The organism is Bradyrhizobium cenepequi (assembly GCF_020329485.1).
GTDB lineage: Bacteria > Pseudomonadota > Alphaproteobacteria > Rhizobiales > Xanthobacteraceae > Bradyrhizobium > Bradyrhizobium cenepequi.
The window spans coordinates 23,480-49,413 of the sequence record NZ_JAGKJI010000050.1 but is presented as its reverse complement, the minus strand read 5'-3'; the positions used below and the strand labels follow the sequence as shown (position 1 = coordinate 49,413).

The 25,934-nt window shown below is 62.3% G+C and carries 21 protein-coding genes and 1 pseudogene; 8 read left to right on the top strand and 14 right to left on the bottom strand.

Translation table 11 applies throughout. The features are described from left to right. The 5 genes and pseudogenes from tnpA to guaA form a co-directional block, all read right to left on the bottom strand. Positions 1-419 (bottom strand): IS66-like element accessory protein TnpA (gene tnpA, locus J6497_RS33350; protein WP_225708452.1); only part of this gene is annotated, 419 nt, incomplete at its 3' end. Positions 420-1,264: 845 nt separating this feature from the next. Beyond that, entirely contained in the window at positions 1,265-2,017 is a 753-nt protein-coding gene (locus J6497_RS33345) for a hypothetical protein (RefSeq protein WP_225708451.1), read from the bottom strand. Next, positions 2,001-3,209: pseudogene (locus J6497_RS33340) on the bottom strand (RNA-directed DNA polymerase); the annotation flags it as partial. The pseudogene J6497_RS33340 and the gene J6497_RS33345, both read right to left, overlap by 17 nt. Positions 3,210-3,619: 410 nt before the next feature. Continuing rightward, positions 3,620-4,558, bottom strand: coding sequence for a restriction endonuclease (locus J6497_RS33335; protein WP_225708450.1), 939 nt, complete (start codon positions 4,556-4,558; stop codon positions 3,620-3,622). A 48-nt stretch (positions 4,559-4,606) separates the two neighbouring features. Continuing rightward, positions 4,607-6,205 (bottom strand): glutamine-hydrolyzing GMP synthase, encoded by a 1,599-nt coding sequence (guaA, locus tag J6497_RS33330; RefSeq protein ID WP_225708455.1) that lies wholly within the window; start codon positions 6,203-6,205, stop codon positions 4,607-4,609. A 326-nt stretch (positions 6,206-6,531) separates the two neighbouring features. Here guaA and J6497_RS33325 point away from each other — a divergent pair, with 326 nt between their 5' ends. Beyond that, complete coding sequence (locus J6497_RS33325; protein ID WP_225708449.1) at positions 6,532-7,641, top strand: endonuclease/exonuclease/phosphatase family protein; 1,110 nt, start codon at positions 6,532-6,534, stop codon at positions 7,639-7,641. Positions 7,642-7,645: 4 nt separating this feature from the next. Here J6497_RS33325 and J6497_RS33320 read toward each other — a convergent pair whose 3' ends face one another. Both J6497_RS33320 and J6497_RS33315 read right to left on the bottom strand, forming a co-directional pair. Next, complete coding sequence (locus J6497_RS33320) at positions 7,646-8,944, bottom strand: RsmB/NOP family class I SAM-dependent RNA methyltransferase (RefSeq protein WP_225708448.1); 1,299 nt, start codon at positions 8,942-8,944, stop codon at positions 7,646-7,648. 9 nt (positions 8,945-8,953) lie between these two features. Then, positions 8,954-9,367 (bottom strand): MAPEG family protein, encoded by a 414-nt coding sequence (locus J6497_RS33315; protein WP_225708447.1) that lies wholly within the window; start codon positions 9,365-9,367, stop codon positions 8,954-8,956. 123 nt (positions 9,368-9,490) lie between these two features. Here J6497_RS33315 and J6497_RS33310 point away from each other — a divergent pair, with 123 nt between their 5' ends. Next, complete coding sequence (locus tag J6497_RS33310; RefSeq protein WP_225708446.1) at positions 9,491-10,330, top strand: metallophosphoesterase family protein; 840 nt, start codon at positions 9,491-9,493, stop codon at positions 10,328-10,330. Here J6497_RS33310 and J6497_RS33305 read toward each other — a convergent pair whose 3' ends face one another. From J6497_RS33305 to guaB, 4 genes are all read right to left on the bottom strand, one after another. Next, positions 10,331-10,567 (bottom strand): hypothetical protein, encoded by a 237-nt coding sequence (locus J6497_RS33305; protein ID WP_225708445.1) that lies wholly within the window; start codon positions 10,565-10,567, stop codon positions 10,331-10,333. A 205-nt stretch (positions 10,568-10,772) separates the two neighbouring features. Continuing rightward, positions 10,773-11,030 (bottom strand): hypothetical protein, encoded by a 258-nt coding sequence (locus tag J6497_RS33300; RefSeq protein WP_225708444.1) that lies wholly within the window; start codon positions 11,028-11,030, stop codon positions 10,773-10,775. A gap of 192 nt (positions 11,031-11,222) precedes the next feature. Then, positions 11,223-12,260 carry an NADPH-dependent curcumin/dihydrocurcumin reductase gene (curA, locus tag J6497_RS33295; RefSeq protein ID WP_225708443.1) on the bottom strand — a complete coding sequence of 346 codons (1,038 nt, stop codon included), beginning with the start codon at positions 12,258-12,260 and terminating at the stop codon, positions 11,223-11,225. A gap of 129 nt (positions 12,261-12,389) precedes the next feature. Next, entirely contained in the window at positions 12,390-13,886 is a 1,497-nt protein-coding gene (guaB, locus tag J6497_RS33290; RefSeq protein WP_225708442.1) for an IMP dehydrogenase, read from the bottom strand. 348 nt (positions 13,887-14,234) lie between these two features. Between guaB and J6497_RS33285 the strand changes: the two genes are divergently transcribed. The 3 genes from J6497_RS33285 (at position 14,235) to feoB (ending at position 17,970) form a co-directional block, all read left to right on the top strand. Then, the gene (locus tag J6497_RS33285; protein WP_225708441.1) at positions 14,235-15,710 is read left to right on the top strand and encodes a DHA2 family efflux MFS transporter permease subunit; all 1,476 of its coding nucleotides are present in this window, start codon (positions 14,235-14,237) and stop codon (positions 15,708-15,710) included. 93 nt (positions 15,711-15,803) lie between these two features. Beyond that, the gene (locus tag J6497_RS33280; protein ID WP_225708440.1) at positions 15,804-16,079 is read left to right on the top strand and encodes a FeoA family protein; all 276 of its coding nucleotides are present in this window, start codon (positions 15,804-15,806) and stop codon (positions 16,077-16,079) included. Positions 16,080-16,098: 19 nt separating this feature from the next. Further along, positions 16,099-17,970 (top strand): ferrous iron transporter B, encoded by a 1,872-nt coding sequence (feoB, locus tag J6497_RS33275; protein WP_225708439.1) that lies wholly within the window; start codon positions 16,099-16,101, stop codon positions 17,968-17,970. Between the two features lie 208 nt (positions 17,971-18,178). Here feoB and J6497_RS33270 read toward each other — a convergent pair whose 3' ends face one another. Together J6497_RS33270 and J6497_RS33265 are read right to left on the bottom strand one after the other, a co-directional pair. Further along, complete coding sequence (locus tag J6497_RS33270; protein ID WP_225708438.1) at positions 18,179-18,871, bottom strand: RlmE family RNA methyltransferase; 693 nt, start codon at positions 18,869-18,871, stop codon at positions 18,179-18,181. A gap of 15 nt (positions 18,872-18,886) precedes the next feature. Continuing rightward, complete coding sequence (locus J6497_RS33265) at positions 18,887-19,945, bottom strand: Ppx/GppA phosphatase family protein (protein WP_225708437.1); 1,059 nt, start codon at positions 19,943-19,945, stop codon at positions 18,887-18,889. Between the two features lie 196 nt (positions 19,946-20,141). Between J6497_RS33265 and J6497_RS33260 the strand changes: the two genes are divergently transcribed. Further along, complete coding sequence (locus J6497_RS33260) at positions 20,142-22,517, top strand: xanthine dehydrogenase family protein molybdopterin-binding subunit (RefSeq protein ID WP_225708436.1); 2,376 nt, start codon at positions 20,142-20,144, stop codon at positions 22,515-22,517. Positions 22,518-22,697: 180 nt separating this feature from the next. On the opposite strand, the gene J6497_RS33255 is transcribed toward J6497_RS33260, so the two are convergent. Further along, complete coding sequence (locus tag J6497_RS33255) at positions 22,698-23,495, bottom strand: hotdog family protein (RefSeq protein ID WP_225708435.1); 798 nt, start codon at positions 23,493-23,495, stop codon at positions 22,698-22,700. A gap of 129 nt (positions 23,496-23,624) precedes the next feature. Here J6497_RS33255 and J6497_RS33250 point away from each other — a divergent pair, with 129 nt between their 5' ends. Both J6497_RS33250 and J6497_RS33245 read left to right on the top strand, forming a co-directional pair. Continuing rightward, entirely contained in the window at positions 23,625-24,122 is a 498-nt protein-coding gene (locus J6497_RS33250; protein ID WP_225708454.1) for a YaiI/YqxD family protein, read from the top strand. After that, on the top strand, positions 24,122-25,933 hold the full coding sequence (locus J6497_RS33245) for an ABC-F family ATP-binding cassette domain-containing protein (protein WP_225708434.1): 1,812 nt from the start codon (positions 24,122-24,124) through the stop codon (positions 25,931-25,933). The genes J6497_RS33250 and J6497_RS33245 overlap by 1 nt, the downstream gene beginning before the upstream one ends. Position 25,934: the final 1 nt, after the last annotated feature.

Here is a 25,934-nt window from a genome sequence, read left to right as displayed (position 1 = left end):
AGCACGTCCAGAACCCGGCGCAGTGCCGTCGCATCGACACCGTCGTCGACGATCACGCGAGACCCGCACATCAGCACGATTTCGATCCGCCCCGGCACCGCAGCCGGGCATGGCGCAGGAATAACCTGCGCCGGCAATGGTGGCGCATCGCTCGCCGAAGATTCGCCGCCGATGATCGCCGGTGCAAAAACGGTCGCCTCATCGGCCTCGACGAGTCGGCCCGCTCGGGCCAGTCGGCGCCACGTGAACAATTGGCTCGCAGACAGCCCGTGCCGCCGCGCCGTCACCGACACAAGCCACTGCCCGCTATAGCTCTCCGCTACGATCCGTTGCTTCTCTGCCAATGTCCAACGGCGGCGCGCACCCGTCGAAATCACGTCGAGCCTGGAAACCTTCGAAATAGGCGTATGGTTAGTCATACGCCTATGTCTTCACCGCCTCCTCACATCACGCAAGGCGGCCCCCGCCGGAGGGATACGGAATGGGTGGCGGCCGACGAAGATTTCGGGCAGGCCGAGTTCGCGCCCGAGACCATAGCTGATCTACTTTTCAAAGAGCATGAGAGTGCGTGCCCGCATTCTCGCGGCGCGTTGCGTCCGAGCTTCGCATCTTCTTTGCCCTCCTCTTGTTCGGAGGGCGCAGGGAAGACCGGGTGCTTGCTGCACCCGAGGTCTCGTGTGCCGTTGCGCATAGCAAGAGACGCACACGAGCATACAGGTACAGCGGGAGCATCCCGGCTTCCCTGCGCAGTGGCTTTACGGCTTACTTCGTGCTCTTCCCGGAGAACGGCTCTTTTGCCTCCGTCGCCTGCGCTTCTTATTGCACGCTTAACGCCAGCACCGCGGCGCCAGAACCACACGACTTCGCCGTACGCTTCCTGCGCGTACGTCCAGCGCGCATTCAGCGTCCACCGCATCTCACCGCACGTTCGTGACGATCGCGAAGCTCCCCTCATCCGCCGTGAGACAGCCGCAGTTATGCAACTGATTTGGGTGAGAACGAAAGCAGAATATTTTTGATTCCGGGACTTGACATGGCTTCGGAAAATCCGAAGTCATTTGCCCCGGGAAGTCAGCTTGTCGGACTCGATGAGCTCACTTCGTCATTGCGAGCGAAGCGAAGCGCCCGGAGACGATAGACTGGTTCGTCGCTAACGCTCCTCGCAATGACGAGCGAGACCGTCCTCAGACCAGCATCGGCGCGATCCGCGCTCCGGGTGCCAGCCTAAAGCCACTCAATGTCGGCAGCATCGAGAAATTGAATCTCAACCCATCGCAAGAGGAAGCCGAGTTCCCAACGAACTAGAGAACAATTCAATCAACTCCACCTTTGATCTGCCCGCTCCAACCACTCCGATAATCTCGTTGAACGAAAGCCGAACCAGCAAATTTAAACGCGGATTCAGGAGAATTCCCTCAGACCACTCGACTCCGGTGCCCTCAATCGCTGCACAATAACTGAGAAGCCAGTACATTAGAATTTGCCTGTAATCAGGCGATGAAAAGCGCCTGTTGGTACACTTCACCTCGATCAGCATCGTTCCAATCGAGAAATCTCCTACACCGGAAGCAACCCATTGGTATCCTGGAATCCTCGGAGCATGGATAAGGTTTTGACCACCACCGCCTGCTGCTTGTATGTATGCGAGCATGGCAACGAGGTTTTCCGCTACTTGAAGCGCAACCTGCTTGTCAGCGTTGGCTAGCGTTTGAGGCAACTGAGCATCGAAGTGCTCTCTCTGCCTTGCCAAGGCAGTACTCAAGCACGAATCCCAGTTAATTGCTCGATTTCCACCAATCAACTGTTCTCCAGCGGCTACCGCAACTTCAAAGAGCATCGCCCTTTGGACTTTGCTCGCGTCGACCAAGTCCTGAGAAACAGGTGTACAGCCATCCAAAGAAAGCGCTCTACGATTAAAACTAGCGACCACGCCCTGAGCTAGCTGCGGGAAGAGCACATCGAATATCCCAGGAATATCGCGGGCAATTGTTCTGGGATCATTAACTGATATGCGCATGACGATCGGTTTCTGTCCAGTCGCAATATACAGAAGCAAACGTTGAATCACCCCCGCGCTCAAAACCTAGCCGCCATCCATTTGCTGTACTTTTTCTCACTTGATCGCGAAACTTGAATCCTTCGTCGCCGAATTGGGCTGCTGAGAACCAGATCATTCGCTGCTCCTCCGCGCTTAGAGAATTCCACCTATTTCGCTCTCGTGTGAAGACTGTCCGATCTTTCCAGAGCCGCCAGCAGTCAAGGCATCCGCGTTTCACCGCTTCCGACGACGTGGAAGAATGGACTCTCTGGACAAATGTCGCCCGTTCTTGAGTTCGTCGAAACCGGAGTGCGCGCAGATAATGGAGACAACTCACGTCCGCCAACAATAGGTGCGGCAAATGATTCGGAATAGCGTCGAGCAATTGATCTAGTGCATCGTGAATAGAAGCAAATCGAGCGTCCGAGCAAACTGAGGCTACGCCTCTCATTATGGTCGACCAAGATGCACGGAAGGCATGAAGATTCTTTGGGGAGAGCAGCGTCTTACAAAGGCGCAAGGCTGCATCAGGATCATGCAACCTCAGGGTCCTACCAATTTGGGTTACCAAGAATGTATCGGGCTGCGCTTTACGTAGCTCGCTATCCAACAGCGCACGGATATCCAATCCCTCAACAATTTCTTTTAGCTCATCATAGTCGGACTCAGGCGAGTCGGAATACGGATCAAATCTAAGATCAATCTCAGCAAGTTTATTTGCCTGATCGTCGGAAGTTCCTAGTTGCGCCTTAACGTAGTCCACGTAATGCTTTGCTGTTAGTATTGTTGTCTTCGTTCGATTCAGGGTTAAGCCATAATCCGCAAGAGCATGCGACAGCACTGATAGAGCGCGATAAGCTTCTGACTGATTGGCCGTCACCAGCACAAAATCGTCAACGTATCGCCGCCAAACAATCCCAGCAACCGTGAGAGCGCTGTCGATTGAATTCATGAGTAGCTCGGCAAGTATGCGGGAGCACTGCCCCCCAACAGGCAATCCAAAAGATCGACCGGATGCAAACTTGCTTAGGAAGCGATCAACTTGCAGAGCTACGTTGGACGCCTCACCGAAGAGGTCACCGATCAGATTTTCGATTCTATGATGCGAAACATGCTCGTAGAAGCTAGAGATATCTGTTTGAACGACTACGGCTGTTTCCAGTTGTTCCCGACAGTCGCCTACACTGGCTTCTCGGAAAGTACGCCAAGATGAAACGCGGTCGAATAAGCTATGTCTGGAATGTACCTGTAGGAGTGCGCTCGATCGCTACGTTTCGGCTCCAAAGCTTCGGCAATAGCAATCCCCAAGCCATTGAAATAGACATTCCAAAAGGGATGTATCTTAGTTGTGATCCGGAATCCGGCAGATCCAGTCGCCACGAGCAAGCGTTCCGAGAAAACTGGCAGCTCTTCGATTAATCGCCTTGCGGTCTTTCTGTCGACTTTCTCAACTCTCTTGCTGAACTCAAAGGCTAGGCTGCCAACACACAAACTGCGCGTTACCTGTGGGCTCTACAGGCATTGGTCAAGCGAAACACTCGGTGGATTATTGCTGCCTAGCCGGTTGAAGGAAGGCTGAGCCTAGTAGCCGAGGCCTCCCAGCGCAGCAGGAATTCGCATTAGTCCCTCCATGCGTTCGATCTCGGATTCGGTTGGGTGCCTAGCGACATATGGATAGATGCTGAGTATGAATTCCTTGAGCCGATCGAACGCAAGCGGGGAGTATGTGTCCCCTGCCTGGAACTCATTAAGAGTTACCATGACCCATTTCGCGAAAACGAGTGGAATGGCGACATCAGGGATATCTTCCCAGCCGTCTATCAGGCCTTTTCCACGCTGAGATTCGCCGAGCCTCCGATCGCAATTGCCTTTACAGCACCAATAGACTGTATCGACATGCTTCTTTCCGTCAATGTCGCGACGCTGCCAAATAACGATAATGCCTGCTGGTACTGGATTCAGCAGGTCCTTCCCGCAATGATGGCAGGTCAAACACGGGTGTGTGCTAAAAATTTTCGCGGGCTTGGGATTTTCGCCCATCCAGGCGGTCATCGACTTTGGAAAGTATCTCTTTGCGACGTGAAGACCTTCGGCCCCTTTCAAGAGATACGATTCAATGCGTTCGCGATCGAAGATTTGCGTTTCTACCTTCGTCGAAAGGCCCGCGATAGCATCCGAAAGGCCCGAGCTAGGAAGAGTTGAGTAAAAACCTACAAATCCGTTGCACCCATTTGCCTCAACGCGATCTCTAATGTTCGACTCATCTGCTGGATTCACCGAAGCTCCGGAATGCGCCTTGTGCTTACAGCTTACGAGCCAGCGAACAACAGTTTCGCCGCCAACGCCTCGACGCCTTTCAACCGCAATGAGGTCTTTTCCGCCGTCGGCTCCTCGGCTAGGACCTTCGAGAATCTCGTAGCCAAGCAACGTCAAGAAGTCCCGGGCAAACAGTTCAAAGGTATCTTGCAGACCACCACCAAGGTGAGCTTCCGGAATTTCCTTAAAGTCTAGAGCAGCCATTTTTCGATTCTTGTCACAGCCCAGTGAAACTGGCGGAGCAACAACTCCCTACTCCCACTCAATCGTCCCCGGCGGCTTGCTTGTCACGTCGTACACCACGCGGTTCACGCCCTTCACCTCGTTGATGATCCGCGTCGCGGTCGCCCCCAGGAAGCTCATGTCGAACTGATAGAAGTCCGCCGTCATGCCGTCAGTCGATGTCACTGCGCGCAGGCCCACGACGTATTCATACGTCCGGCCGTCGCCCATCACGCCTACCGTCTTCACCGGCAGCAGCACCGCGAACGCCTGCCAGATTGCATCGTACAGGTCGGCCTTACGGATTTGGTCGATGTAGATGGCGTCGGCCTGACGGAGGATGTCGAGCTTTTCTTTCGTGATGTCGCCGGGGCAGCGGATGGCGAGGCCGGGGCCCGGGAATGGGTGGCGGCCGACGAAGGCTTCGGGCAGGCCCAGTTCGCGGCCGAGCACGCGGACTTCATCCTTGAACAGTTCGCGCAAGGGCTCCACCAGCTTCATGTTCATACGTTCCGGCAGGCCGCCGACATTGTGGTGCGACTTGATCGTCACCGACGGGCCGCCGGTGAAGGAGACGCTTTCGATCACGTCGGGATAGAGCGTGCCCTGCGCCAAAAATTCGGCGCCGCCGATTGTCTTGGCTTCCTGCTCGAACACGTCGATGAAGAGGCGGCCGATGGTCTTGCGCTTCTGCTCGGGGTCGGTGACGCCGTTGAGCTCGCCAAGGAATTGCTTCGACGCATCAACGTGAACGAGCGGGATATTGTAGTGATGACGGAACAGGTCGACGACGGTTTCGGCCTCGTTGAGGCGCAGGAGGCCGTGGTCGACGAAGACGCAGGTGAGCTGGTCGCCGATCGCTTCATGGATCAGCACCGCCGCGACCGCTGAATCGACGCCGCCGGACAGGCCGCAGATCACCCTGCCCTTGCCGACCTGGGTGCGGATCTTCTCGATCGCCTCATCGCGGAAGGCGCGCATGGTCCAGTCGCCGGTGAGGCCAGCAACCTTGCGGACGAAGTTGCGCAGGAGTTTTGCGCCGTCGGGCGTGTGCACCACCTCGGGGTGGAACATCAGCCCGTAATACTTCCGCTTCTCGTCCTGGATCACGGCGAAGGGCGCGTTGGCCGAGACGCCAGCCACCGTGAAGCCCGGCGGCATCTTCGTGATCCGATCGCCATGGCTCATCCAGACCTGGTGGCGCTCGCCCATCGACCAGGTGTCGTCGAACAATTTGCTCGCGGTCTTTACTTCCAGATCGGCGCGGCCGAACTCGCGATGGTGGCCGCCCTCGACCTCGCCGCCGAGCTGGGCGGCCATGGTCATCTGGCCGTAGCAGATGCCGAGCACGGGGACGCCGGACTCGAAGATCGCCTGCGGCGCGCGCGGCGAGCCCTCCTCATGCACCGATTCCGGGCCGCCGGAGAGGATCACTGCCTTCGGCTTCATCTCGTGGAAGGCGGCATCTGCCTTCTGGAACGGCACGATCTCGGAATAGACGCCCTCCTCGCGGACGCGGCGGGCGATCAGTTGCGTCACCTGACTGCCGAAATCGACAATCAGAATCTTGTCATGCGCCGAGGCCACGGAGGGCGTCGACGACTCGCGGTCGGGCTTGGCGGCTGTCATGGCCAGCAGATACGCGACGGGGGGCTGGCTCGCAACGGCGGCGAACCAATGGCGCACATTCTTTTGCAGGCATGGACAGATCCAGTTACGTCAGTAATATTGACCTAATTTACCCACGAGCGTGACCTCCGCCGCAACGAACGTGGCGATGAATTGCCCCGCTGTAGTCCGCATTTCACGATTCGGCTCTAGGAAGTCAGTCTGAAGGACGCGCTCGCGCGCGTCTCGAGGCCGACGACCGCTGTATCCTGCGATCATCCACGCGTAGAATATCTTCCTATTATCTACTACAAATTGTATGCCGATTTCCAGGGCCAAGGGTACTCATGAAACTCGCATCCTTCAATGTTGAAAACCTCTTCATGCGCGCGCGTGCGCTTAATGGTTCCGGATTCTCGGCTGAAGGCAGAGAGGTCCTGAAGGCGCAAGCCGACATCAACGCCATCCTCGGCAAGGACAAGTACACGCCGACGGATAAAAAGCGGATCGTCGAAATTCTCGATACGCTCGGCTTGAAGAAAGCCGACGAAAGCAAATACGCGATCCTGCGCCAGAACCGCGGCCATCTCGTCAAGCGGCCGCGCAGCGGGCCGGTCGAGGTCGTGGCGAACGGGCGCGACGACTGGATCGGGTGGGTCGATCTCACGCTCGAGCAGGTCAATGAAAACGCAACCCGCAATACCGCGCGAGTCATCCAGGCGATCGATGCGGATGTGCTCGGGGTCGTGGAAGCGGAGAACCGCCCCGCCCTCGTCCGTTTCTGCAAGGATGTGATGCCGGCCGTCGGCGGCACGCCTTACGATCATATCATGCTGATCGACGGCAATGACGATCGGGGCATCGACGTCGGCCTGATGACGAAGAAGAAATTCAATATCGTCTCGATCGCCAGCCACGTCGATGACGAGGATGACGATGGCCTGATCTTCAGCCGCGATTGCGCGCAGTTCGAAATAGAGACGGCGGACGGAAACAAGTTGATCGTTCTCGCCAATCACTTCAAGAGCAAGGGTTTCGGCTCGCAGGCGACCTCGGACGCCAAGCGCAAACGCCAGGCCGAGCGCACGGCAACGATCTATCGGCAGCTCCGCAGAGAGCATGAATTCATTGCGATCGTGGGCGACTTCAACGATACTCCTGACAGCGATCCGCTTGCGCCGCTGTTCAATCAAACCGGCCTGAAGGACATCAGCGAGTTGGCGGGATTCGACGATGGCGGACGCCCCGGTACATTCAAGAACGGCACGGCATCAAACAAGATCGATTACATCCTGCTGTCGCCGGACCTGTTTGCGAAGGCAACGGCGGGCGGCATCTTCCGCATGGGCGTCTGGGGCGGCAGGAATGGCACGTTGTTCGAGCATTTTCCGGAGATCACCCGGGAAGTCGAAGCGGCGTCCGATCATGCGGCGATCTGGGCCGAACTCGATATTTAACCGCTCACGCTCGTTTCAAGATCGAGACGAAGAACCCGTCGGTTCCGGTGCGGCGGGGTGTCATCAGCCAGCCCTCGGGCGATGGCAGCGCCGCGGCGGCGAAGGCTTCCGCCTTGTCCCCGAGGACGGCTGCGGTCTGTTCCGCCGGGACAACCGAGAACTCGCCGTGGCGGGCCACGAAAGCGGCGACCTGCTCGCCGTTCTCGGCCGGCAGCACCGAGCAGGTGATGTAGGCGATCCGGCCGCCCGGCTTCACCAGTGGTGCCGCGCGGTCCAGCACCTCGGCCTGGTCCTTCAGCCGCACCTCCAGCGCCCCCGGCCGCATCCGCCATTTGGCGTCCGGGTTGCGGCGCCAGGTGCCGGTGCCGGTGCAGGGCGCGTCGATCACGACGAGATCGAAGGACGCCTTGATATCCGACAGCGGATCGCTGTCGCCCTTCGGCGTGCGGACCTCGCAATTGTGCACGCCGGCGCGCGACAGGCGTTCATGGATCGGCGCGAGCTGGCGCTTGTCGCGGTCGGTCGCGATCAGCCGCCCCTTGCCCTGCATCATCGCGGCGAGCGCCAGCGTCTTGCCGCCGGCGCCGGCGCAGAGATCGATCACCTGCTCGCCGGGCTTTGCGGCAGAGAACAGCGCGGCGAGCTGCGAGCCCTCGTCCTGCACCTCGATGCCGCCCTTGATGAAATCCTCCTCGGCATGAACGCCGACATTGCGGGCGTCGGCGCCGAGTTCGATGCGCAGACCCAGCGGCGACCACGGCGTCTCCCTGGCGCCGAGATGCTTCAGCCGCGGCAGCATCTTGTCGCGGCTCGTCTTCAGCGTGTTGACGCGCAGGTCGAGCGGCGCGCGGCTCGCCATTGCGGCGGCTTCCGCCGCGCGATCGTCGCCGAACACTTTTGCGAGATACGGATCGAGCCATTCCGGATAATCGCCTGCGATGTGCGCCGGCGCACCCTGCAGCGAGCGCGAGGCGAGCGCGGTGCGCTCGCTATCCGTGAGCGGCACTGGGGCGAAGCGGCCGCCGTCGCAGAGTGCTGAGATCGCATCGAGGTCCATGCCGCGCTCGATGTGGAGCATGCCGAGCACGCGGGCGCGGGCGCTGTCGTCATCCATCAGCCAGGCGCTGGAGGACTGCCGGCGCAGCACGTCCCACACCAGGCCGCTGATCGCCGCGCGATCGCCGGAGCCGGCATAGCGATGCGCGGTGCCCCACTCCTTCAAGGCTTTCGCCGCCGGCACGCGCTGCGCGTCGATGGTCTCGATCAGTTCGATTGCGGCGGAGAGGCGCGCGGCGGGGGTCATCAAGAACTTTCAGATCAGGAGCAGGAGTTTCAGGGCGAAGTAGAGCCACATCGCAAACAGCACCAGCGCGCTTGCGAGCCAGGCTGTCGAACGGGGTGCGGAATCGCTCGAAGTGACGAAGATGCCGGCATGGGCAAAGCGCGTCACCACGAACACCCAGGACAACAGCACGATGACAAGATCGGCACGGCGCAGCGGCAGCGCAAGTGCGATCAAGAGATAGAACAAGATCGGTAGTTCGAACTGGTCGCGGTAGCAATCGGCAAACTGCGTCGCTCGGTTCGGCGCGCCGAGCGCTGTGTCGCGGATCCTGGTTGCGCCGCTGACCAGCGCGCCGCGCCGCGTTCGCATCATACCGAACAAAAGCGCGAAGGTGAGCCCGACCAGCACGAAGACCGGCAGCAGAACCATTTGAACCGACATGGGATTCATACCCCGTTTAAAACGCAAGCGATAGCTGATGGCGAACGCTTCCGCTACTGACAACTGACACCGTCATCATTCCGACTTCGGCCCGATCTAACATCGTTCCAAAAGGAAGGTTGCATGTCCGAATTTCGCCTGACCCAGATTTCCGATACCCACCTCGCCCGCCGCCGGCCGACGCTAACAGCCAATTTTGAGGCGATCGCCGAACATATCGACGCGACGCGGCCCGACCTCGTGCTCAACAGCGGGGACGTTGCGTTCGATGGGCCGACCAGCCGCGGCGATCTCGAATTCGCGAAATCACTGCATGCGGCGCTGCCGGTCGAGTGCCGTTACCTGCCCGGCAATCACGATATCGGCGACAATCCGACCGCGGTCGGCACGCCGCCAACGCAGCCGGCCACAGAGGAGCATTGCGATGCCTTCCGCGCCATCATCGGCGAGGATCGCTGGCGCTTCGAGGCGGCCGGCTGGTGCTTCATCGGGCTCAATTCACTGATCATGAATACCGGGCTTTCCAGCGAATCCGAGCAGTTCGACTGGCTCGCTTCACAGCTTGGCAATGTCGCAGGCAAGCCGGTGGCGCTGTTCTTGCACAAGCCGCTGTTCCTGAATCTGCCTGACGATGCCGAGCTTGCGGAAACCGCGATCCGCTATGTCCCGCAGCCAGCGCGCGCCCGCTTGATCGAGATGTTCGGCGCGGTCGACTGGCGCCTGGTCGGCAGCGGCCATGTGCATCAGCGGCACGACTTCACCTTTGGGCGCGTCCGCCACGTCTGGGCGCCGTCGGCCGGCTTCATCATTCCGGATGACAAGCAGGACCTGATCGGGATCAAGGAAACCGGGATTGTCGAATACCGCTTCCGGCCCGACAGTTTCGAGGTCCGCCACGTCAGGGCAAAAGGCCAAGTCGATATCAGCCTCGACGCGCTGCTCGCAGAGATGGCGGCGGGCTAGCTAAATTTTCGCCGTGTCCTTCAGTTCCTGCTGGATCACCGTCAGCAGCGCCCGCAGGGATTCCGCGTTGGCGCGTGGCGCCGGCGGCTCCAGCGGCCCTATTCCGAACGGTTCCGGCTCGGGTTCAGCCTCGACGAACTTGCCGTGCAAAACATCGGCGCGACGGCCGATGACCCACATGGTCACCCCATAGCCGGCCGCCAGCAAAACGACACAGAAAATACTGATTTCAAACATGACTACACCTGAAAATAACGTATTGATTCAATGTGTTGCATGCACAGTCAAGCGAACGCGGGGCTCGCAGGAAGCATTTGGTTAACGGTGTGATGTTTCGGATACGGCAGCCCCTGCCCGCGGCCCGCGACGTGGCAGCTGCCGGCACAAAAAAGTCCGCCGCGCCGGCGCGGCGGACTGGTGTTGCTTTCAAGTATTTGAGCCGTCAGTCGCCGTAGTACGGCGCCGCGTAAGGCGACCCGTAGTAGGCCGGTGGCGGGGAATTATCCCAAGGTGCGGTGGCGAATGCACCAACGCGCGGCCCCGGATAGTAGGCTGGCCCACTGGGATAATATGGGGTGGCCGTGGTGGCCAAGTCGGGGTCCACCATCTGTCGCTGCACGTAGCGCTCGCGGGCGGCGGCCGGGTTTGCCAATGTCGCTGCCGCGATCAGTGCTGCCGATAGGATTGCCAGTCTTCTCATCAGCTTCTCCATTCCGATACCAGGAACCGATGACGTTCGGCTTCCCGGCATCTTGGCTTGCTGGTTGAAACATGATCCTCGCGTGGACCATGCTCGCTCACCAACGGTCGCGTGCAGCAGCGCGTTCCTGATTTCCATTCAACGACACGCGAGGTCGCGCGCGGCGATCCACGCTCGCTGAGCCGTGAAGGTTCACGCCTTGTCCGGCCCGACGCGCACGAGCTGCTTGCCGAAATTGGCGCCCTTCAAAAGGCCCATGAAGGCTTCGGGTGCGCTCTCGAGACCCTCGGTGACGAACTCCTTGTACTTGACCTTGCCCTCGCGCACCCACTGCGACATGTCGCGCAGGAAATCGCCATGGCGGGCGGCGAAATCGCTGACGATGAAGCCGCGGAACGTCAGGCGCTTTGTTAAAATTGCGCGCATCATTGCGCCGGCCCATTTCGGTGGCTTGCTATCGGTATCGTTGTAGTGGGCGATCAGTCCGCAGACCGGCACGCGCGCGAACGGATTCAACAGCGGGAACACCGCGTCGAACACGGCGCCGCCGACATTCTCGAAGTAGACATCGATGCCCTTCGGACAGGCCGCCTTCAACTTGCTCGCGAGGTCGGGGTCGCGATGATCGAGGCAATCGTCGAAGCCGAGTTCGTTCTTCACGAAGTCGCATTTGTCCTTGCCGCCGGCGATCCCGACCGCGCGGGCGCCCTTGATCCTTGCGATCTGCCCCACCGCGGAACCGACTGCGCCAGACGCAGCAGCCACAACCACGGTCTCGCCGGGTTGCGGCTTGCCGATATCGAGCAGCCCCGTGTAGGCAGTCATGCCGGGCATGCCGAGCACGCCAATCGCAGTCGAGATCGGCGCGAGCTTAGGATCTATCTTCGACAGGCCCTTGCCGTCGGAAAGCGCATGCGTCTGCCAGCCGGCGCGCGACAGCACGATATCGCCCTTGGCAAAGCCGGAATTATTCGACTCGATCACCTCGCTCACCGTGCCGGCTTCCATCACGCCGCCGACCGGCACCGGCTGCGCATAGGACGGACCATCGCTCATGCGCCCGCGCATATAAGGATCGAGCGACAGCCAGATCGTGCGGAGCAGAACCTGGTCCGCACCCGGCTCCGGCACGGCATATTCCTCGAGGCGGAAGTCGGATGGTTTGGGCTCGCCAACGGGACGCGAGGCGAGAACGATGCGCTTGCCTTCTAAGTTCTTGCCTTGGGGCATAATGTTTCCTCCTAATGTTCAGTTAGTCATTGCGAGCGTAGCGAAGCAATCCACAGCTCCGCAAGCGGAGGAATGGATTGCTTCGTCGCTAGAGCTCCTTGCAATGACGGCGCTGACGAAGGAGAGAGCTTACGCCCCGCCCGGATAGTTCGGGGATTCGCGGGTGATGGTGACGTCGTGGACATGGCTCTCGCGCAAGCCCGCACCGGTGATGCGGATGAACTCCGCCTTGTCGTGGAATTCGGCGATGTTCCTGGCGCCGACATAGCCCATCGCCGCGCGCAGGCCGCCGGCGAGCTGATGCATCACATTGGCGACGGGCCCTTTGTAGGGCACCTGTCCCTCGATGCCTTCGGGGACGAGCTTGAGCGTATCCTTGATGTCCTGCTGGAAATAGCGGTCGGCCGAGCCGCGGGCCATCGCGCCGACCGAGCCCATGCCGCGATAGGCCTTGTAGGAGCGGCCCTGCCACAGGAAGACTTCGCCCGGCGTCTCGTCGGTGCCGGCGAGCAGCGAGCCGACCATCGCGATGTCGGCGCCGGCGGCGAGCGCCTTGGCGAGATCGCCGGAATATTTGATGCCGCCGTCGGCGATCACGGGCACATTCGCCTTCTTCGCCGCCTCGACCGCGTCCATGATCGCGGTGAGCTGCGGCACGCCGACGCCCGCGACGATGCGGGTGGTGCAGATCGATCCCGGGCCGATGCCGACCTTGATCGAGTCGGCGCCGGCATCGATCAGCGCCTGCGCGCCGTCTCTGGTTGCGATATTGCCGGCGATCACCTGCACCGCGTTGGAGAGCCGCTTGATGCGGTTGACGGCTTCCAGCACGCGCGAGGAATGGCCGTGCGCGGTGTCGACGACAATGAGGTCGATGCCGGCGTCAATCAGTCGCTCGGTGCGCTCGAAGCCGCCCTCGCCGACCGTGGTCGCCGCCGCGACGCGCAGGCGGCCCTGCGCGTCCTTTGAGGCCAGCGGATGCGCCACCGCCTTTTCGATGTCCTTCACGGTGACGAGGCCGACGCAGCGATATTGATCGTCGACGACGAGCAGCTTCTCGATGCGATGCTTGTGCAGCATCCGCTTGGCTTCGTCCTGGCCAACGCCCTCGCGCACCGTCACGAGGTTTTCGTGCGTCATCAACTCCGAGACCTTCTGCCTGGGATCGGTGGCAAAGCGTACGTCACGGTTGGTCAGGATGCCGACCAGCTTGCCCGGGACATTCTTCGCCCCGCCGGTGACCACGGGAATGCCTGATATGCCGTGGTCCTTCATCAGCGTCAGCGCGTCGGCAAGCGTCGCGTCGGGCTCGATGGTGAGCGGATTGACCACCATGCCGGATTCGAACTTCTTCACCTGCCGCACCTGCGCCGCCTGGCCCTCGGGATCGAAATTGCGGTGAATGACGCCGATGCCGCCGGACTGCGCCATCGCGATCGCCATGCGCGCCTCGGTGACGGTGTCCATCGCCGAGGCGATGATCGGGATGTTGAGCGGGATGACGCGGGTGACGTAAGAGCGGATGTCGACTTCGGAGGGAAGCACGTCCGAGAGGCTCGGCTTCAGCAGCACGTCGTCAAACGTGTAGGCCTCGCGGATCGCGGGGGATGCCTGTACCGTCGCCATTGCCAACTCCTTTCGGCGGCGATCCGCCGCGATAAACATAAAAGGATGTGCGCCGCCTCCCGGCGCTGCCTGCTGCAGCGCCGTCGAATCGGAGCCCATCGGTAGGGTTGACGCTGGTCGATAGCATGGCGACATGACGAATCAAAGTGTTTGCCAGCCATGCACAGGCTTTTTCAGCGCCTGCTTGATCGAATCTCAGCCCCATTGAGAGGGGCGGATCACGTCCAGGAACGCCAGAATCCCAGCATTACGCAAGATTTAGGTGGTCGGGCGGGTTCCGCAATAGCCAGTATGAGGGCGGGGTGATACAGCCCGCCTCGCCTTCCGCTACTCAAGCCTCCCGACTCCATGGACAAGCAACGCCTGATCCCGCTGATCGTCGCCACCGCGCTGTTCATGGAGAACATGGATTCGACGGTTATCGCGACCTCGCTGCCGGCGATCGCGGCCGATATCGGCACCAGTCCGCTGACGCTGAAGCTCGCGATCACGTCCTACCTGCTCTCGCTTGCGGTCTTCATTCCAGCGAGCGGCTGGACCGCCGACCGGTTCGGCGCTCGGCTGGTGTTTGCGGGGGCGGTTGGCGTGTTCATGCTGGGATCGATCGGCTGCGCGCTGTCGTCCTCGGTCACCGATTTCGTGTTCGCGCGCATCCTGCAGGGCCTCGGCGGGGCGATGATGACGCCGGTCGGCCGGCTGGTGCTGTTGCGCTCGGTCGACAAGAGCGCACTGGTCAACGCCATGGCGTGGGTGACGGTGCCGGCGCTGATCGGCCCCGTAATCGGGCCGCCGCTTGGCGGCTTCATCACCACTTATTTCTCCTGGCATTGGATCTTCTTGATCAACATTCCGATCGGGATCCTCGGCATCTTCATGGCGCTGAAATACATCGATCCGATCAAGAGCGAGGACCCGGAGCCGTTCGATCTCTATGGCATAGTGCTCGCCGGCATCGGCCTTGCCGGTATAGCCTTCGGCCTTTCGGTCGCAGGCCTCAACCTTTTGCCGTGGGCCGTCGTCGCCGCGCTGATCGCCGTCGGCTCGATCTCGATGACGCTTTACGTCATACACGCCAGGCGGACGGGATCGCCGGTGCTGGATTTCTCCCTGCTGAATTTGGCGACGCTGCGCGCCAGCATCATCGGCGGATTCATGTTCCGCCTCGGTGTCGGCGCCTTGCCGTTCCTGCTGCCGCTGTTGATGCAGGTTGGTTTCGGGCTGTCGCCGTTCCAGTCGGGTCTCGTCACCTTCGCCTCCGCCGTCGGCGCCATGGGCATGAAGACGCTCGCCGCCCGCATCATCCGCAGTTTCGGCTTCCGCAACCTGATGACGGTCAATGCGGTGGTGAGCGCGCTCTTCCTGGCCGCCTGCGCGCTGTTCACGGCGGCGACCCCGCTGCTCCTCATCATGATCATCCTGGTGATCGGCGGCTTCTTCCGCTCGCTGCAGTTCACCGCGATCAACACGGTCGCCTATGCCGAGGTCGAGCCGGCGCAGATGAGCCGGGCTACCACGCTGGTCAGCGTCAACCAGCAGCTTGCGATCTCCGCCGGCGTCGCGGTCGGCGCGTTTTCGGTGGAGACCACGATGTGGCTGCATAGTGCGAGCGAGTTGAGCGCGACCGTGTTCGCGCCCGCCTTCCTGGTGGTCTCGCTCGTCTCCGCGGCGTCGGCCTGGTTCTTCTGGCAGATGCCCGACGATGCCGGCCACGAGATCTCCGGCCGCAAGGCGGTCGAGATTTCCAGCCGCAAGGGCGCGGCGAAGGCCGCCGTCAAGGCAGCGAGCGAGGGCACGCAGGACGCGCGGGATCAGCGATTGGGATAGTGCCCGGTCCTTCAGCTTGTAATCGTTCTAAATCCCAGCTTCGTGTTGGTCGTAGCGCTTGACCCTTTCGCCCCCGGCTGGAAAACACGAGCAATGAGCGAGCAAACCGATATCCGAACATCTCAGCCGTTGGGATTGGCCAAGCGGGGATATTCGGGCGTGATCCAGCATCTGGCCGTAGCGGAGGCGATGTCCGCGCTCGCCGGCCACGAACTTGAGAGCCGGTTGATCGAACTTGGTTTCGTCGAGGGCGCCCGGGTCGAGGTGCTGCACGAGGGGATCGTTGGACGTGACCCGATCGCGGTCAGGGTCGAGAACGTCACGATCGCCCTGCGTCGCCGCGAGGCCATGGCGATCATCGTCGCCTGATGGAACGAGCGGTAACGCGATGGAAGCCCCACTGTTGCATCTCGCGCTGGTTGGCACGCCCAACAGCGGCAAGACCTCGCTTTTCAATGCGCTGACGGGCAGCCGCCAGAAAGTTGCGAACTATCCGGGCGTGACCGTCGAGCGCAAGGAGGGGTTTTTCGTCACCCCCGCCGGACGGCAGGTTTCGGTGGTGGACCTGCCCGGCACCTATTCCCTGCGCGGACGCAGCCCGGACGAGGAGATCACCCGCGACATGGTGCTGGGCCGCACCGCGGGCGAGGCCGCGCCCGACCTCATCCTGTGCGTCGCGGACGCAACCAATCTGCGGCTGACGATCCGTCTCCTGCTTGAGCTCAAGGACACCGGTCGCCCGATGATGCTGGTGCTCAACATGTTCGACATCGCGGCCCGCCGCGGTGTGAGCGTGGATGTGCCGAAATTGTCGGAGGCGCTCGGCGTGCCGGTGGTGACCTCGATCGCGGTTCGCAAGGGCGGGATCGCCGAACTGCTCGGCCGAACCGACGAGATCGCGGCGCAGGAGCAGACGCCCGTCGGGCCGAATCGCTGGCAGCCCCTCACCGCCTCCCAGTTGCGAGCCATGCAAGCCGAGGCCGACCGCATCATTGCGTCCGCCGTCACGCTGCCGGCCAAGCCGGACACCTGGACCGGCCGGATCGACGCGGTGGTGCTGCATCCCGTGGCGGGACTTTTCATCCTCGCGCTGATCCTGTTCCTGATGTTCCAGGCCGTGTTCGCCTGGGCACAGCCGCTGATGGAACTGCTGTCCTCCGGCTTCGACGCCCTTGGCCAGTTGGTGCAGGACACGTTGCCGGAGGGGCTGCTGCAGAGCTTCCTGCAAAACGGCGTCATCTCCGGCGTCGGCAGCGTCATCGTGTTCCTGCCGCAGATCATCATCATCTTCCTGTTCATCCTGCTGCTGGAAGACTTCGGCTACATGGCCCGCGCGGCGTTCCTGATGGACCGCATCATGGGTGGCGCCGGGCTGCACGGCCGCGCCTTCATCCCGCTGCTGTCGAGCTTTGCATGCGCGATCCCCGGCATCATGGCGACGCGCGTGATCGACAACCGGCGCGACCGCCTGACCACCATCCTGATCGCGCCGCTGATGACCTGCTCGGCGCGGATACCCGTGTACACGCTGATCATCTCGGCATTCATTCCGGACCGCGATGTCTGGGGCTGGTTCAACCTGCGCGGCCTGGTCCTGTTCGGCCTCTATGCGGCGGGCATCAGCAGCGCGCTCGGCGTCTCGTTCCTGGTCAAATTCTTCATGCTGCGCGATTACGCCCCTGCGCCGTTCATGCTGGAATTGCCCGACTACAAACTGCCGCGCCTGAAGAGCATCGCCATCGGCGTCTACACGCGGGCGAAGATGTTCCTGCAGCGGGCCGGCACGACCATTTTCTCGATGATGGTCTTGATCTGGTTCCTGGCATCATTCCCGACCGCGCCGGCCGGCGCCGAAGGACCCGCCATCAACTACAGCCTCGCCGCGATCATCGGCAAGGCGCTCGAACCGCTGTTGGCGCCGCTCGGATTCAACTGGCAGATTGCGGTGGCGCTGATCCCCGGCATGGCGGCGCGCGAGGTCGCGGTGGCAGCCCTCGGCACCGTCTACGCCATCGAGGGCGGCAAGGAAGCCGCCGATCAGATCGGCCATGTGCTCGCGACCAAATGGAGCCTCGCCACCGCGCTGTCCCTCCTCGTCTGGTACATCTTCGCCCCGCAATGCGCCTCGACTCTCGCCGTGATCCGCCGCGAGACCGGCGGCTGGCGATGGATGGCGGTGACGTTCGTTTACATGCTGGCGCTCGCGTATCTGGCGAGCCTTGCGACGTACAACATGGCGGTCACGTTGGGCGCTGGTTAGCTTTCTCCGTCGTCCCTGCGAAAGCAGTCCGTAGGATGGGTAGAGCGCAGCGAAACCCATCGCGATGGAGCAAGCCGCGCGAATGATGGGTTTCGCTTCGCTCTACCCATCCTACACACTCGCCACGTCATTGCGAGCGAAGCGAAGCAATCCACCTCTGCACAAATGGCGGCATGGATTGCTTCGCTTTGCTCGCAATGACGGTGCGTTATGCCGTCACCTTCGTCGCGCCGCGAAAGCCTGTCGCTAGCACGTAGCGCTCCGAGGAATCCTGCCGGCTGGCGGCGGGCTTCACATGGCGCACGGTTGCGAAATCGCGCTTCAATTGCGCCAACAGCTCGGCATCCGCGCCGCTCTGGAACGCTTTTGCCAGGAACGTGCCGCCGGGACTGAGCACGTCGCAGGCGAAGGCTGCGGCGGTCTCGACCAGGCCGACGATGCGAAGCTGGTCAGTCTTACGATGGCCGGTCGTGTTGCCGGCCATGTCGGACATCACGATATCGGCGCGGCCGCCCATCATCGCGATCAGTTTTTCCGGCGCGTCATTGTCAAGGAAATCGAGCTGGGCGAAGGTGACGCCGGGGATTTCCCCCATTTCCAAGAGGTCGATTGCGATCACCCTCCCCTTGCCCTCGGCGGCACCGACGCGCTTGGCCGCGACCTGGCTCCAGCCGCCGGGCGCGGCGCCCAGGTCGACCACGGTCATGCCCGGCTTGAGCAGGCGATATTTGTCGTCGATCTCGACCAGCTTGAAGGCTGCTCGCGAGCGGTAACCCTGCGCCTTGGCCTTCGCCACATAGGGATCGTTGAGCTGGCGCTCCAGCCAGAGCTTCGACGACAATTTGCGCTTGCCGCCGCTCTTGACCGTGACGTGCAGCCGGCCGGTCGAATCTTTCGCCATAGGGTCTCTATTCTGTTACGTCGCCTGCAGGCATGCCTTCAGCGCACCGTCCTCGTGCATCATCTCGACCAGCATGCCTTCGCGCAGGCCGCGGTCGGCGACGCGCAGCCGGGGCAACGGGAATGCGGTCCTGACGGCATCGAGGATCGCGCATCCCGCCAGCACGAGATCGGCGCGCTCGATGCTGATGCAGCTGCTGTTGATGCGCTCCTGATAGCTCATGCCGAGCAGCTTTTGGATCGTCGCGGTGACGTCGGCGTCGCTCATCCAGATGCCGTCGATGCGGCGGCGATCGTAGCGCGGCAGGTTGAGGAATACGCCTGCGAGCGTCGTCACCGTGCCCGACGTGCCAAGCATGTGCATGTCACGCAAATCCGTGCCGTGCTTGGCCGCGAACGGGGCGACATATTGCGCGACCTCGGCGACCATCCGCGCATATAACTCTTTTGTGACATCGCGACCGCCGAATTGCTCGGCAAGACTAACGACGCCGAGCGGGATCGACATCCAGGACCTGATGCAGGGTGCAGCATCCGGCCTCGCCGGATCGCGCTCGATGCGCACCAATTCGGTCGAGCCGCCACCGATATCGAACAGGATCGCGCCGCGGCCCCTTCGGTCGAGCAGCGGCGAGCAGCCGATCACGGCCAGCGTCGCCTCGGTCTCGCGGTCGATCACCTCGAGCTTGATGCCTGTCTCGGCGGCGACGCGGGCGCGGAAACTGTCGGCATTGGCGGCGGCGCGGCAGGCCTCGGTCGCGATCAGCCGCAGCCGGCGGGCCTTGCGGTACCGGATTTTGTCGCTGCAGATCGAGAGCGCGGCGATCGCGCGCTCGATTGCGGCGTCGCTGATGGAACCGGTCGCCGAAATACCTTCGCCGAGCCGGATGATTCGCGAAAAAGAGTCAACGACACGGAACCCGTCCCCGGTGGGACAGGCGATCAGGAGCCTGCAGTTGTTGGTGCCAAGGTCCAGCGCGGCGTAGACGCCGCTTTCGGCGGCGGACGCCGTAACCAACCCTGACGGGCTCTCGCCGGCCGCAAGGCCGACGAAAGGCCGCGTGTCATCCTTCATCAACACTGTCTTTCCACCGGCGGACGCCGCCCACCGAAGAATTTCCGTTCACGGAAACTTTAGCAGCACCAAGGACCTACGCAACAAATCATCACACGCGACATGCCTAATCGGGCGTTGTCGCTTACATCACCCTACGTTATCTGGTGGAAACCGCGCGAATTTGCTCCAGATCGCGGCATTTCAGGTATTTCCCATGCAGGATCACACATCGCCCGTCGCCCTCGAGAACGCTATCGCACTGCAAAAATACGGCGTCGGACAGCCGGTCCGCCGCAAGGAAGACGACACGCTGGTGCGCGGCAAGGGCAAATACACCGACGATTTTTCCCTGCCCGGCCAGGCCTATTGCTGGATGGTGCGCTCCTCGCACGCCCACGGCATCATCAAGGGGATCGACACCTCGGCGGCCAGGGCGATGCCCGGCGTGCTCGGAGTGTGGACAGGCGCGGACCTCGCAGCCGCCAACTACAACCCCTTCACCTGCGGCATGCCGCTGAAGAGCCGGCACGGCTCGCCGCTGCTGCAGACCAACCGCCCGGCGCTGCCGACCGACAAGGTCCGCTTCGTCGGCGACCCCGTCGCCTTCGTGGTGGCGGAAACGGCGGCGCAGGCGCGCGATGCGGCCGAAGCCGTCGAGGTCGATATCGAGCCGCTGCCGGCGGTGACTGACGCCGCCGAAGCCGCCAAGCCCGGCGCGCCGCAGCTCTACGACCACATCCCGAGCAACGTCGCGCTCGACTACCACTATGGCGACACCGACAAGATCAATGCAGCGTTCGCCAGCGCCGCGCATGTGACGAAGCTCGACATCGTCAACACCCGCGTCGCCGTGGTGTCGATGGAGCCTCGCGTGGCGCTCGCGGTCTATGACAACACAACCGAGCGTTATACGCTGCAGGTGCCGACCCAGGGTGTCTCCGGCAACAAGGCGACGTTCGCAAAGATCCTCAATGTACCGCCGGAGAAGGTCCGGATCCTCACCGCCAATGTCGGCGGCTCCTTCGGCATGAAGAACCTCAGCTATCCCGAATACACCTGCATCGCGCATGCCGCGAAGGAGCTCGGGCGTCCCGTGAAATGGACCGACGAGCGTTCGACCAGCTTTCTCTCGGACAGCCAGGGCCGCGCCCAGCTCATCCATGCCGAGCTGGCACTCGATGCGGACGGCAAGTTCCTGGCGGTGCGCCTTTCCGGCTATGGCAACCTTGGCGCCTACATCACCGGCGTCGCCCCCGGACCGCTGTCGCTCAACACCGGCAAGAATCTCGCAAGCGTCTACCGCACGCCGCTGCTCGGCGTCGACATCAAGACGGTGCTGACCAACACCACGCTGATGGGCGCCTATCGCGGCGCCGGCCGGCCCGAGGCCAACTACTACATGGAGCGGCTGATCGATAAGGCCGCCGACGAGATGGGCATCAACCGGCTGACCTTACGGAAGCGCAATTTCATCAAGCCGTCACAACTACCTTTCCCGGCCGCTTCCGGCGTCACCTATGACAGCGGCGATTTCCAGGGCGTGTTCGAGAAGGCGCTGGAGGTTTCGGACTACGAGAATTTCGGCAAGCGCAAGCGCGAGAGCAAGAAGAACGGCAAATTGCGCGGCATCGCGGTCGGCTCGTACCTCGAGGTCACTGCGCCGCCGAGCGGCGAGCTCGGCAAGATTACCTTCGATCCCGATGGATCGGTGACGCTGACCACCGGCACGCTGGATTACGGCCAGGGTCATGCGACGCCGTTCGCGCAGGTGCTGTCCGACCAGCTCGGCGTGCCCTTCGACAACATCAAGCTCGAACAGGGCGACAGCGATCTGGTGCGGTTCGGCAACGGCACCGGCGGCTCGCGCTCGATCACGGCGAGCGGACAGGCCATTGTCGAGGCCTCCGCGCTCGTCATCGAGAAAGGCAAGAAAGCCGCCGGGCATATCCTGGAAGCGTCAGAAGCCGATATCGAATTTGCCGGCGGCCGCTTCACCATCGCCGGCACCGACCGCTCGATCGGCATCATGGAGCTCGCGCAGCGCATGCGCGAGGGCCAGATTCCCGAGGGCGGGCCTGATACGCTCGACGTCGACCACGCCACCAAGGAGACGCCGTCGACCTTCCCGAACGGCTGTCATGTCGCGGAGGTCGAGATCGATCCGGATACCGGCGTGATCAGGATCGTGCGTTACACCGGCGTCAACGACTTCGGCACCATCGTCAACCCGATGATTGTCGCGGGGCAATTGCATGGCGGCGTCGCGCAAGGCATCGGCCAGGCGCTGATGGAAGAGGTCAATTACGACGCTTCTGGCCAGCCGATCACCGGCTCGTTCATGGACTATGCGCTGCCGCGCGCCGAGGACATTCCGAGCATGGCGGTCGACGACCATCCCTCCCCGGCGAAGAGTAATCCGCTTGGCACCAAAGGCTGCGGCGAAGCCGGATGTGCGGGCAGCCTTGCCACAGTGGTGAATGCAGTCGTAGATGCGCTCTCCGAATACGGCATCAAGCACATCAACATGCCGCTGACATCGGAAAAGATCTGGCGCGCGATCCAGGACGCGAAGAAGGCGAAGGCGGCGTAGGCACCAACCCCGCGCTCTCTCATACCTCTCCCCGCCGGGGAGAGGTCGGCGCGTAGCGCCGGGTGAGGGGTGCCTCCGCATACGAAATGTCGCCAGCTTACGTCGCGGAGAGACCCCTCACCCGGATCGCATCTCCGATGCGATCCGGCCTCTCCCCGGCGGGGAGAGGCGAAGAGGAAGTTACGCCGCGGCCTGCTCGCGGGGCTGGTAGATCGCGATGTGCCAGCAATGCGCCAGCGGCGTGGTGCCGTTGGCGACGACGAGAGCGTCGAGTTCGACGAAGCGGTGGCCCTTCTTGTCGTAGTTGGCTGTCACCTTCGCCCGCGCGGTGAGTTCGTCGCCGGTTTTCGCCGCCGAGAGAAGCTGCATCCGGCTGCCGACATGAATCCAGGGGCCGAGGATGGCGTTGTCGACCAGCGCCTTGTTCATCACCTTCTGCAGCATGCCGGGATGGCCGAGATTTTCGCGCGCGTAGATCGCGTCCGTCTCCCTGATATCGGCGAGATATCCCGTGGCAGCATCGCCGGCCCAGGTGTAGGGACGGGTGCCGAGCCAATTGCCGATTTCATAGGATGACGCGTTCACCGGCTTGCGCTCGGCAACCGCGGCGACCTCGGTGTAATCCTTGATCGAAACGACAGGCGCCGCAGTCGGCAGCAACGCGCTGCCGGTGGCGCAAAGCTGTCCGCGGCTGAACACCTCGATCGACAGCGCGCCGTCGCGCTCCTCGCCCCTCACCTCCGCAAGCTCGCCGTCATAGACCGGCTTGACGAAGCGCGCATCGATCAGGCCGCGCGCGAGAAAATCGCGGCCCCATTTCGCGACCGGCAGATGCATCATATAGGCCATGACGTCGACGCCGGGGACCAGCCCGCCCGAGAAGCCGTACCGCCGCGCCACCGTGTCATCATGGATCTTGTTCTCGGACTCGTTTGACGTGTTGTAGGCGGAGACGCGGTAGGTTTGCGGATTGCCCATGGGGTTCCCCTTATTTCGGTTGTTTTCTGACGAGATCGTACGCGATCAACGGTGCGTGGCAAGCCTGCCGCCGGCTCGCAATTTTCCGCCCGATGGGTTACATGCGGCGCACGAATGAACCAGCAAGCCATGACGCCGACTGAAAACCCCACCCGAATCTATGTCGATGCCGACGCCTGTCCGGTGAAGGACGAAGTCTATCGCGTCGCGCTCCGTCATGGGCTCCTCGTCAGCGTGGTCGCGGGCAATTTCATCCGCGTGCCGCAGGACCCGCTGATCGAGCGCATCGCCGCCGGTTCCGGCATGGACGCCGCAGACGACTGGATTGCGGAGCGCGCCGGGTACGGCGACATCGTCATCACCGCTGATATTCCACTGGCGAGCCGCTGCGTGAAAGCGGGCGCGGACGTGATTGCTCCGAACGGCAAACCGTTTACGGAGCAATCCATCGGCATGACGCTGGCGATGCGCAATCTGATGACCGATCTGCGTTCGTCGGGCGAGATCACCGGCGGGCCACGATCGTTCTCGCCGCGCGACCGCTCGGCGTTCCTCTCGGCGCTCGATACCGCGATCCGCCGCATCCAGAGGCGCCGCGCTGAGCAAACCGCAACGGGGCAAGGCTGATGGCGCCTCCTCTCATCCAACTCAAGGACATCAGGCTGACGTTCGGCGGCACGCCGCTATTGACCGGCGTCGAGCTGTCGGTCTCGGCCGAAGAGCGCGTGTGCCTGATCGGGCGCAACGGCTCGGGCAAGTCGACGCTCTTGAAGATCGCGGCCGGCCTGGTCGAGCCTGATGCCGGCAGCCGTTTCGTGCAGCCGGGCGCGACCATCCGCTATCTGCCGCAGGAGCCAGATTTTGGCGATCACGCCACCACGCTGGCCTATGTGGAAGCCGGGCTCGGACCCGGCGATGACCACTATCAGGCGCGCTATCTGCTCGCGCAGCTTGGGCTCTCCGGTGATGAAAGTCCCGCCCATCTCTCCGGTGGCGAGGCGCGCCGCGCGGCGCTGGCTCGGGTGCTGGCGCCTTCGCCCGACATTTTGCTGCTGGACGAGCCGACCAACCATCTCGATCTGCCGACCATCGAATGGCTGGAGAGCGAATTGCAGAACCGGCGCAGCGCGCTGGTGCTGATCAGCCACGACCGCCGCTTTCTCGCCAATCTGTCGCGCGCGACCGCCTGGCTCGACCGCGGCCAGATCAGGCAGATCGATCGTGGCTTCGGCGCGTTCGAGGCTTGGCGCGACGAGGTGCTGGCGGAGGAAGAACGCGAGCAGCACAAGCTCGACCGCAAGATCGTCAACGAAGAGCACTGGCTGCGCTACGGCGTTTCTGGTCGCCGCAAGCGCAACGTCAAGCGGCTCGCCAATCTGCATGCGTTGCGCACGCAGCGGCGGAACTATCGCGGCACCGCGGGCAGTGCCAATCTCGCCGCTGCGGAGGCAGAGAAATCCGGACGGCTGGTAATCGAGGCCAAGAACATCAGCAAAGCGTTCAGCGAACGCAAGATCGTCGAGGATTTCTCGATGCGCATCCAGCGCAGCGATCGCGTCGGCGTGGTCGGCCCGAACGGCGCCGGCAAGACCACGCTGGTCAACCTGTTGACCGGCGCGGAGATGCCCGATAGCGGCAGCGTACGGCTCGGCGTCAATCTCGAAATGGCGACGCTGGATCAGCACCGCGAAAGCCTCGATCCGAAATCGACGCTGTCGGAAGCCCTGACCGGCGGCCGCGGCGATCATGTGATTGTCGGCGGCAAGCCAAAGCATGTCGTCAGCTACATGAAGGATTTCCTGTTCTCGCAGGAGCAGATCCGCACGCCGCTGGAAGTCTTGTCCGGCGGCGAGCGCGGCCGGCTGATGCTGGCGCGGGCGCTGGCCAAGCCCTCGAACCTCCTGGTGCTGGACGAGCCGACCAACGACCTCGATCTCGAAACTCTCGACGTGCTCGAGGAGATGCTCGGCGATTACGAGGGCACGGTGATCCTGATCAGCCACGACCGCGATTTCCTCGATCGTGTGGTGACGTCGGTGATCGTGCCCGAGGGGGACGGCCGCTGGATCGAATATGCCGGCGGCTATTCGGACATGCTGGCGCAGCGCGGCGCGGATTTGAAGCGCGAGGCGATGAAGACGGCGGCTGTCGAAGAGAAAAAGGAAGCGAAGCCGGCAGCGCCCAGCGCCGCACCAAAACGACGCCTGAGTTTCAACGAAAAGCACGCGCTGGAGACGCTGCCGAAGACGATCGAGAAATTGCAGGCGGAGATCGCGAAGCAGCAGAAGCTGCTTGACGATCCGAATCTCTATACGAAGGATAGAAAGAAATTCGACGAGGCATCCGCCGCAGTCGCCAAGGCGCAGCAGGAGCTTTCGGCGGCCGAAGACCGCTGGCTCGAGCTCGAAGTGCTGCGCGAAGAAATTGAACAGGCATAAT

What these genes read in the sequence shown, in the direction of transcription:
- J6497_RS33345 (WP_225708451.1), bottom strand. Translation starts at nt 2,017, where the DNA reads ATGCGCATATCAGTTAATGATCCCAGAACAATTGCCCGCGATATTCCT.
- J6497_RS33335 (WP_225708450.1), bottom strand. Translation starts at nt 4,558, where the DNA reads ATGGCTGCTCTAGACTTTAAGGAAATTCCGGAAGCTCACCTTGGTGGT.
- guaA (WP_225708455.1), bottom strand. Translation starts at nt 6,205, where the DNA reads ATGACAGCCGCCAAGCCCGACCGCGAGTCGTCGACGCCCTCCGTGGCC.
- J6497_RS33325 (WP_225708449.1), top strand. Translation starts at nt 6,532, where the DNA reads ATGAAACTCGCATCCTTCAATGTTGAAAACCTCTTCATGCGCGCGCGT.
- J6497_RS33320 (WP_225708448.1), bottom strand. Translation starts at nt 8,944, where the DNA reads ATGACCCCCGCCGCGCGCCTCTCCGCCGCAATCGAACTGATCGAGACC.
- J6497_RS33315 (WP_225708447.1), bottom strand. Translation starts at nt 9,367, where the DNA reads ATGTCGGTTCAAATGGTTCTGCTGCCGGTCTTCGTGCTGGTCGGGCTC.
- J6497_RS33310 (WP_225708446.1), top strand. Translation starts at nt 9,491, where the DNA reads ATGTCCGAATTTCGCCTGACCCAGATTTCCGATACCCACCTCGCCCGC.
- J6497_RS33305 (WP_225708445.1), bottom strand. Translation starts at nt 10,567, where the DNA reads ATGTTTGAAATCAGTATTTTCTGTGTCGTTTTGCTGGCGGCCGGCTAT.
- J6497_RS33300 (WP_225708444.1), bottom strand. Translation starts at nt 11,030, where the DNA reads ATGAGAAGACTGGCAATCCTATCGGCAGCACTGATCGCGGCAGCGACA.
- curA (WP_225708443.1), bottom strand. Translation starts at nt 12,260, where the DNA reads ATGCCCCAAGGCAAGAACTTAGAAGGCAAGCGCATCGTTCTCGCCTCG.
- guaB (WP_225708442.1), bottom strand. Translation starts at nt 13,886, where the DNA reads ATGGCGACGGTACAGGCATCCCCCGCGATCCGCGAGGCCTACACGTTT.
- J6497_RS33285 (WP_225708441.1), top strand. Translation starts at nt 14,235, where the DNA reads ATGGACAAGCAACGCCTGATCCCGCTGATCGTCGCCACCGCGCTGTTC.
- J6497_RS33280 (WP_225708440.1), top strand. Translation starts at nt 15,804, where the DNA reads ATGAGCGAGCAAACCGATATCCGAACATCTCAGCCGTTGGGATTGGCC.
- feoB (WP_225708439.1), top strand. Translation starts at nt 16,099, where the DNA reads ATGGAAGCCCCACTGTTGCATCTCGCGCTGGTTGGCACGCCCAACAGC.
- J6497_RS33270 (WP_225708438.1), bottom strand. Translation starts at nt 18,871, where the DNA reads ATGGCGAAAGATTCGACCGGCCGGCTGCACGTCACGGTCAAGAGCGGC.
- J6497_RS33265 (WP_225708437.1), bottom strand. Translation starts at nt 19,945, where the DNA reads ATGAAGGATGACACGCGGCCTTTCGTCGGCCTTGCGGCCGGCGAGAGC.
- J6497_RS33260 (WP_225708436.1), top strand. Translation starts at nt 20,142, where the DNA reads ATGCAGGATCACACATCGCCCGTCGCCCTCGAGAACGCTATCGCACTG.
- J6497_RS33255 (WP_225708435.1), bottom strand. Translation starts at nt 23,495, where the DNA reads ATGGGCAATCCGCAAACCTACCGCGTCTCCGCCTACAACACGTCAAAC.
- J6497_RS33250 (WP_225708454.1), top strand. Translation starts at nt 23,625, where the DNA reads ATGACGCCGACTGAAAACCCCACCCGAATCTATGTCGATGCCGACGCC.
- J6497_RS33245 (WP_225708434.1), top strand. Translation starts at nt 24,122, where the DNA reads ATGGCGCCTCCTCTCATCCAACTCAAGGACATCAGGCTGACGTTCGGC.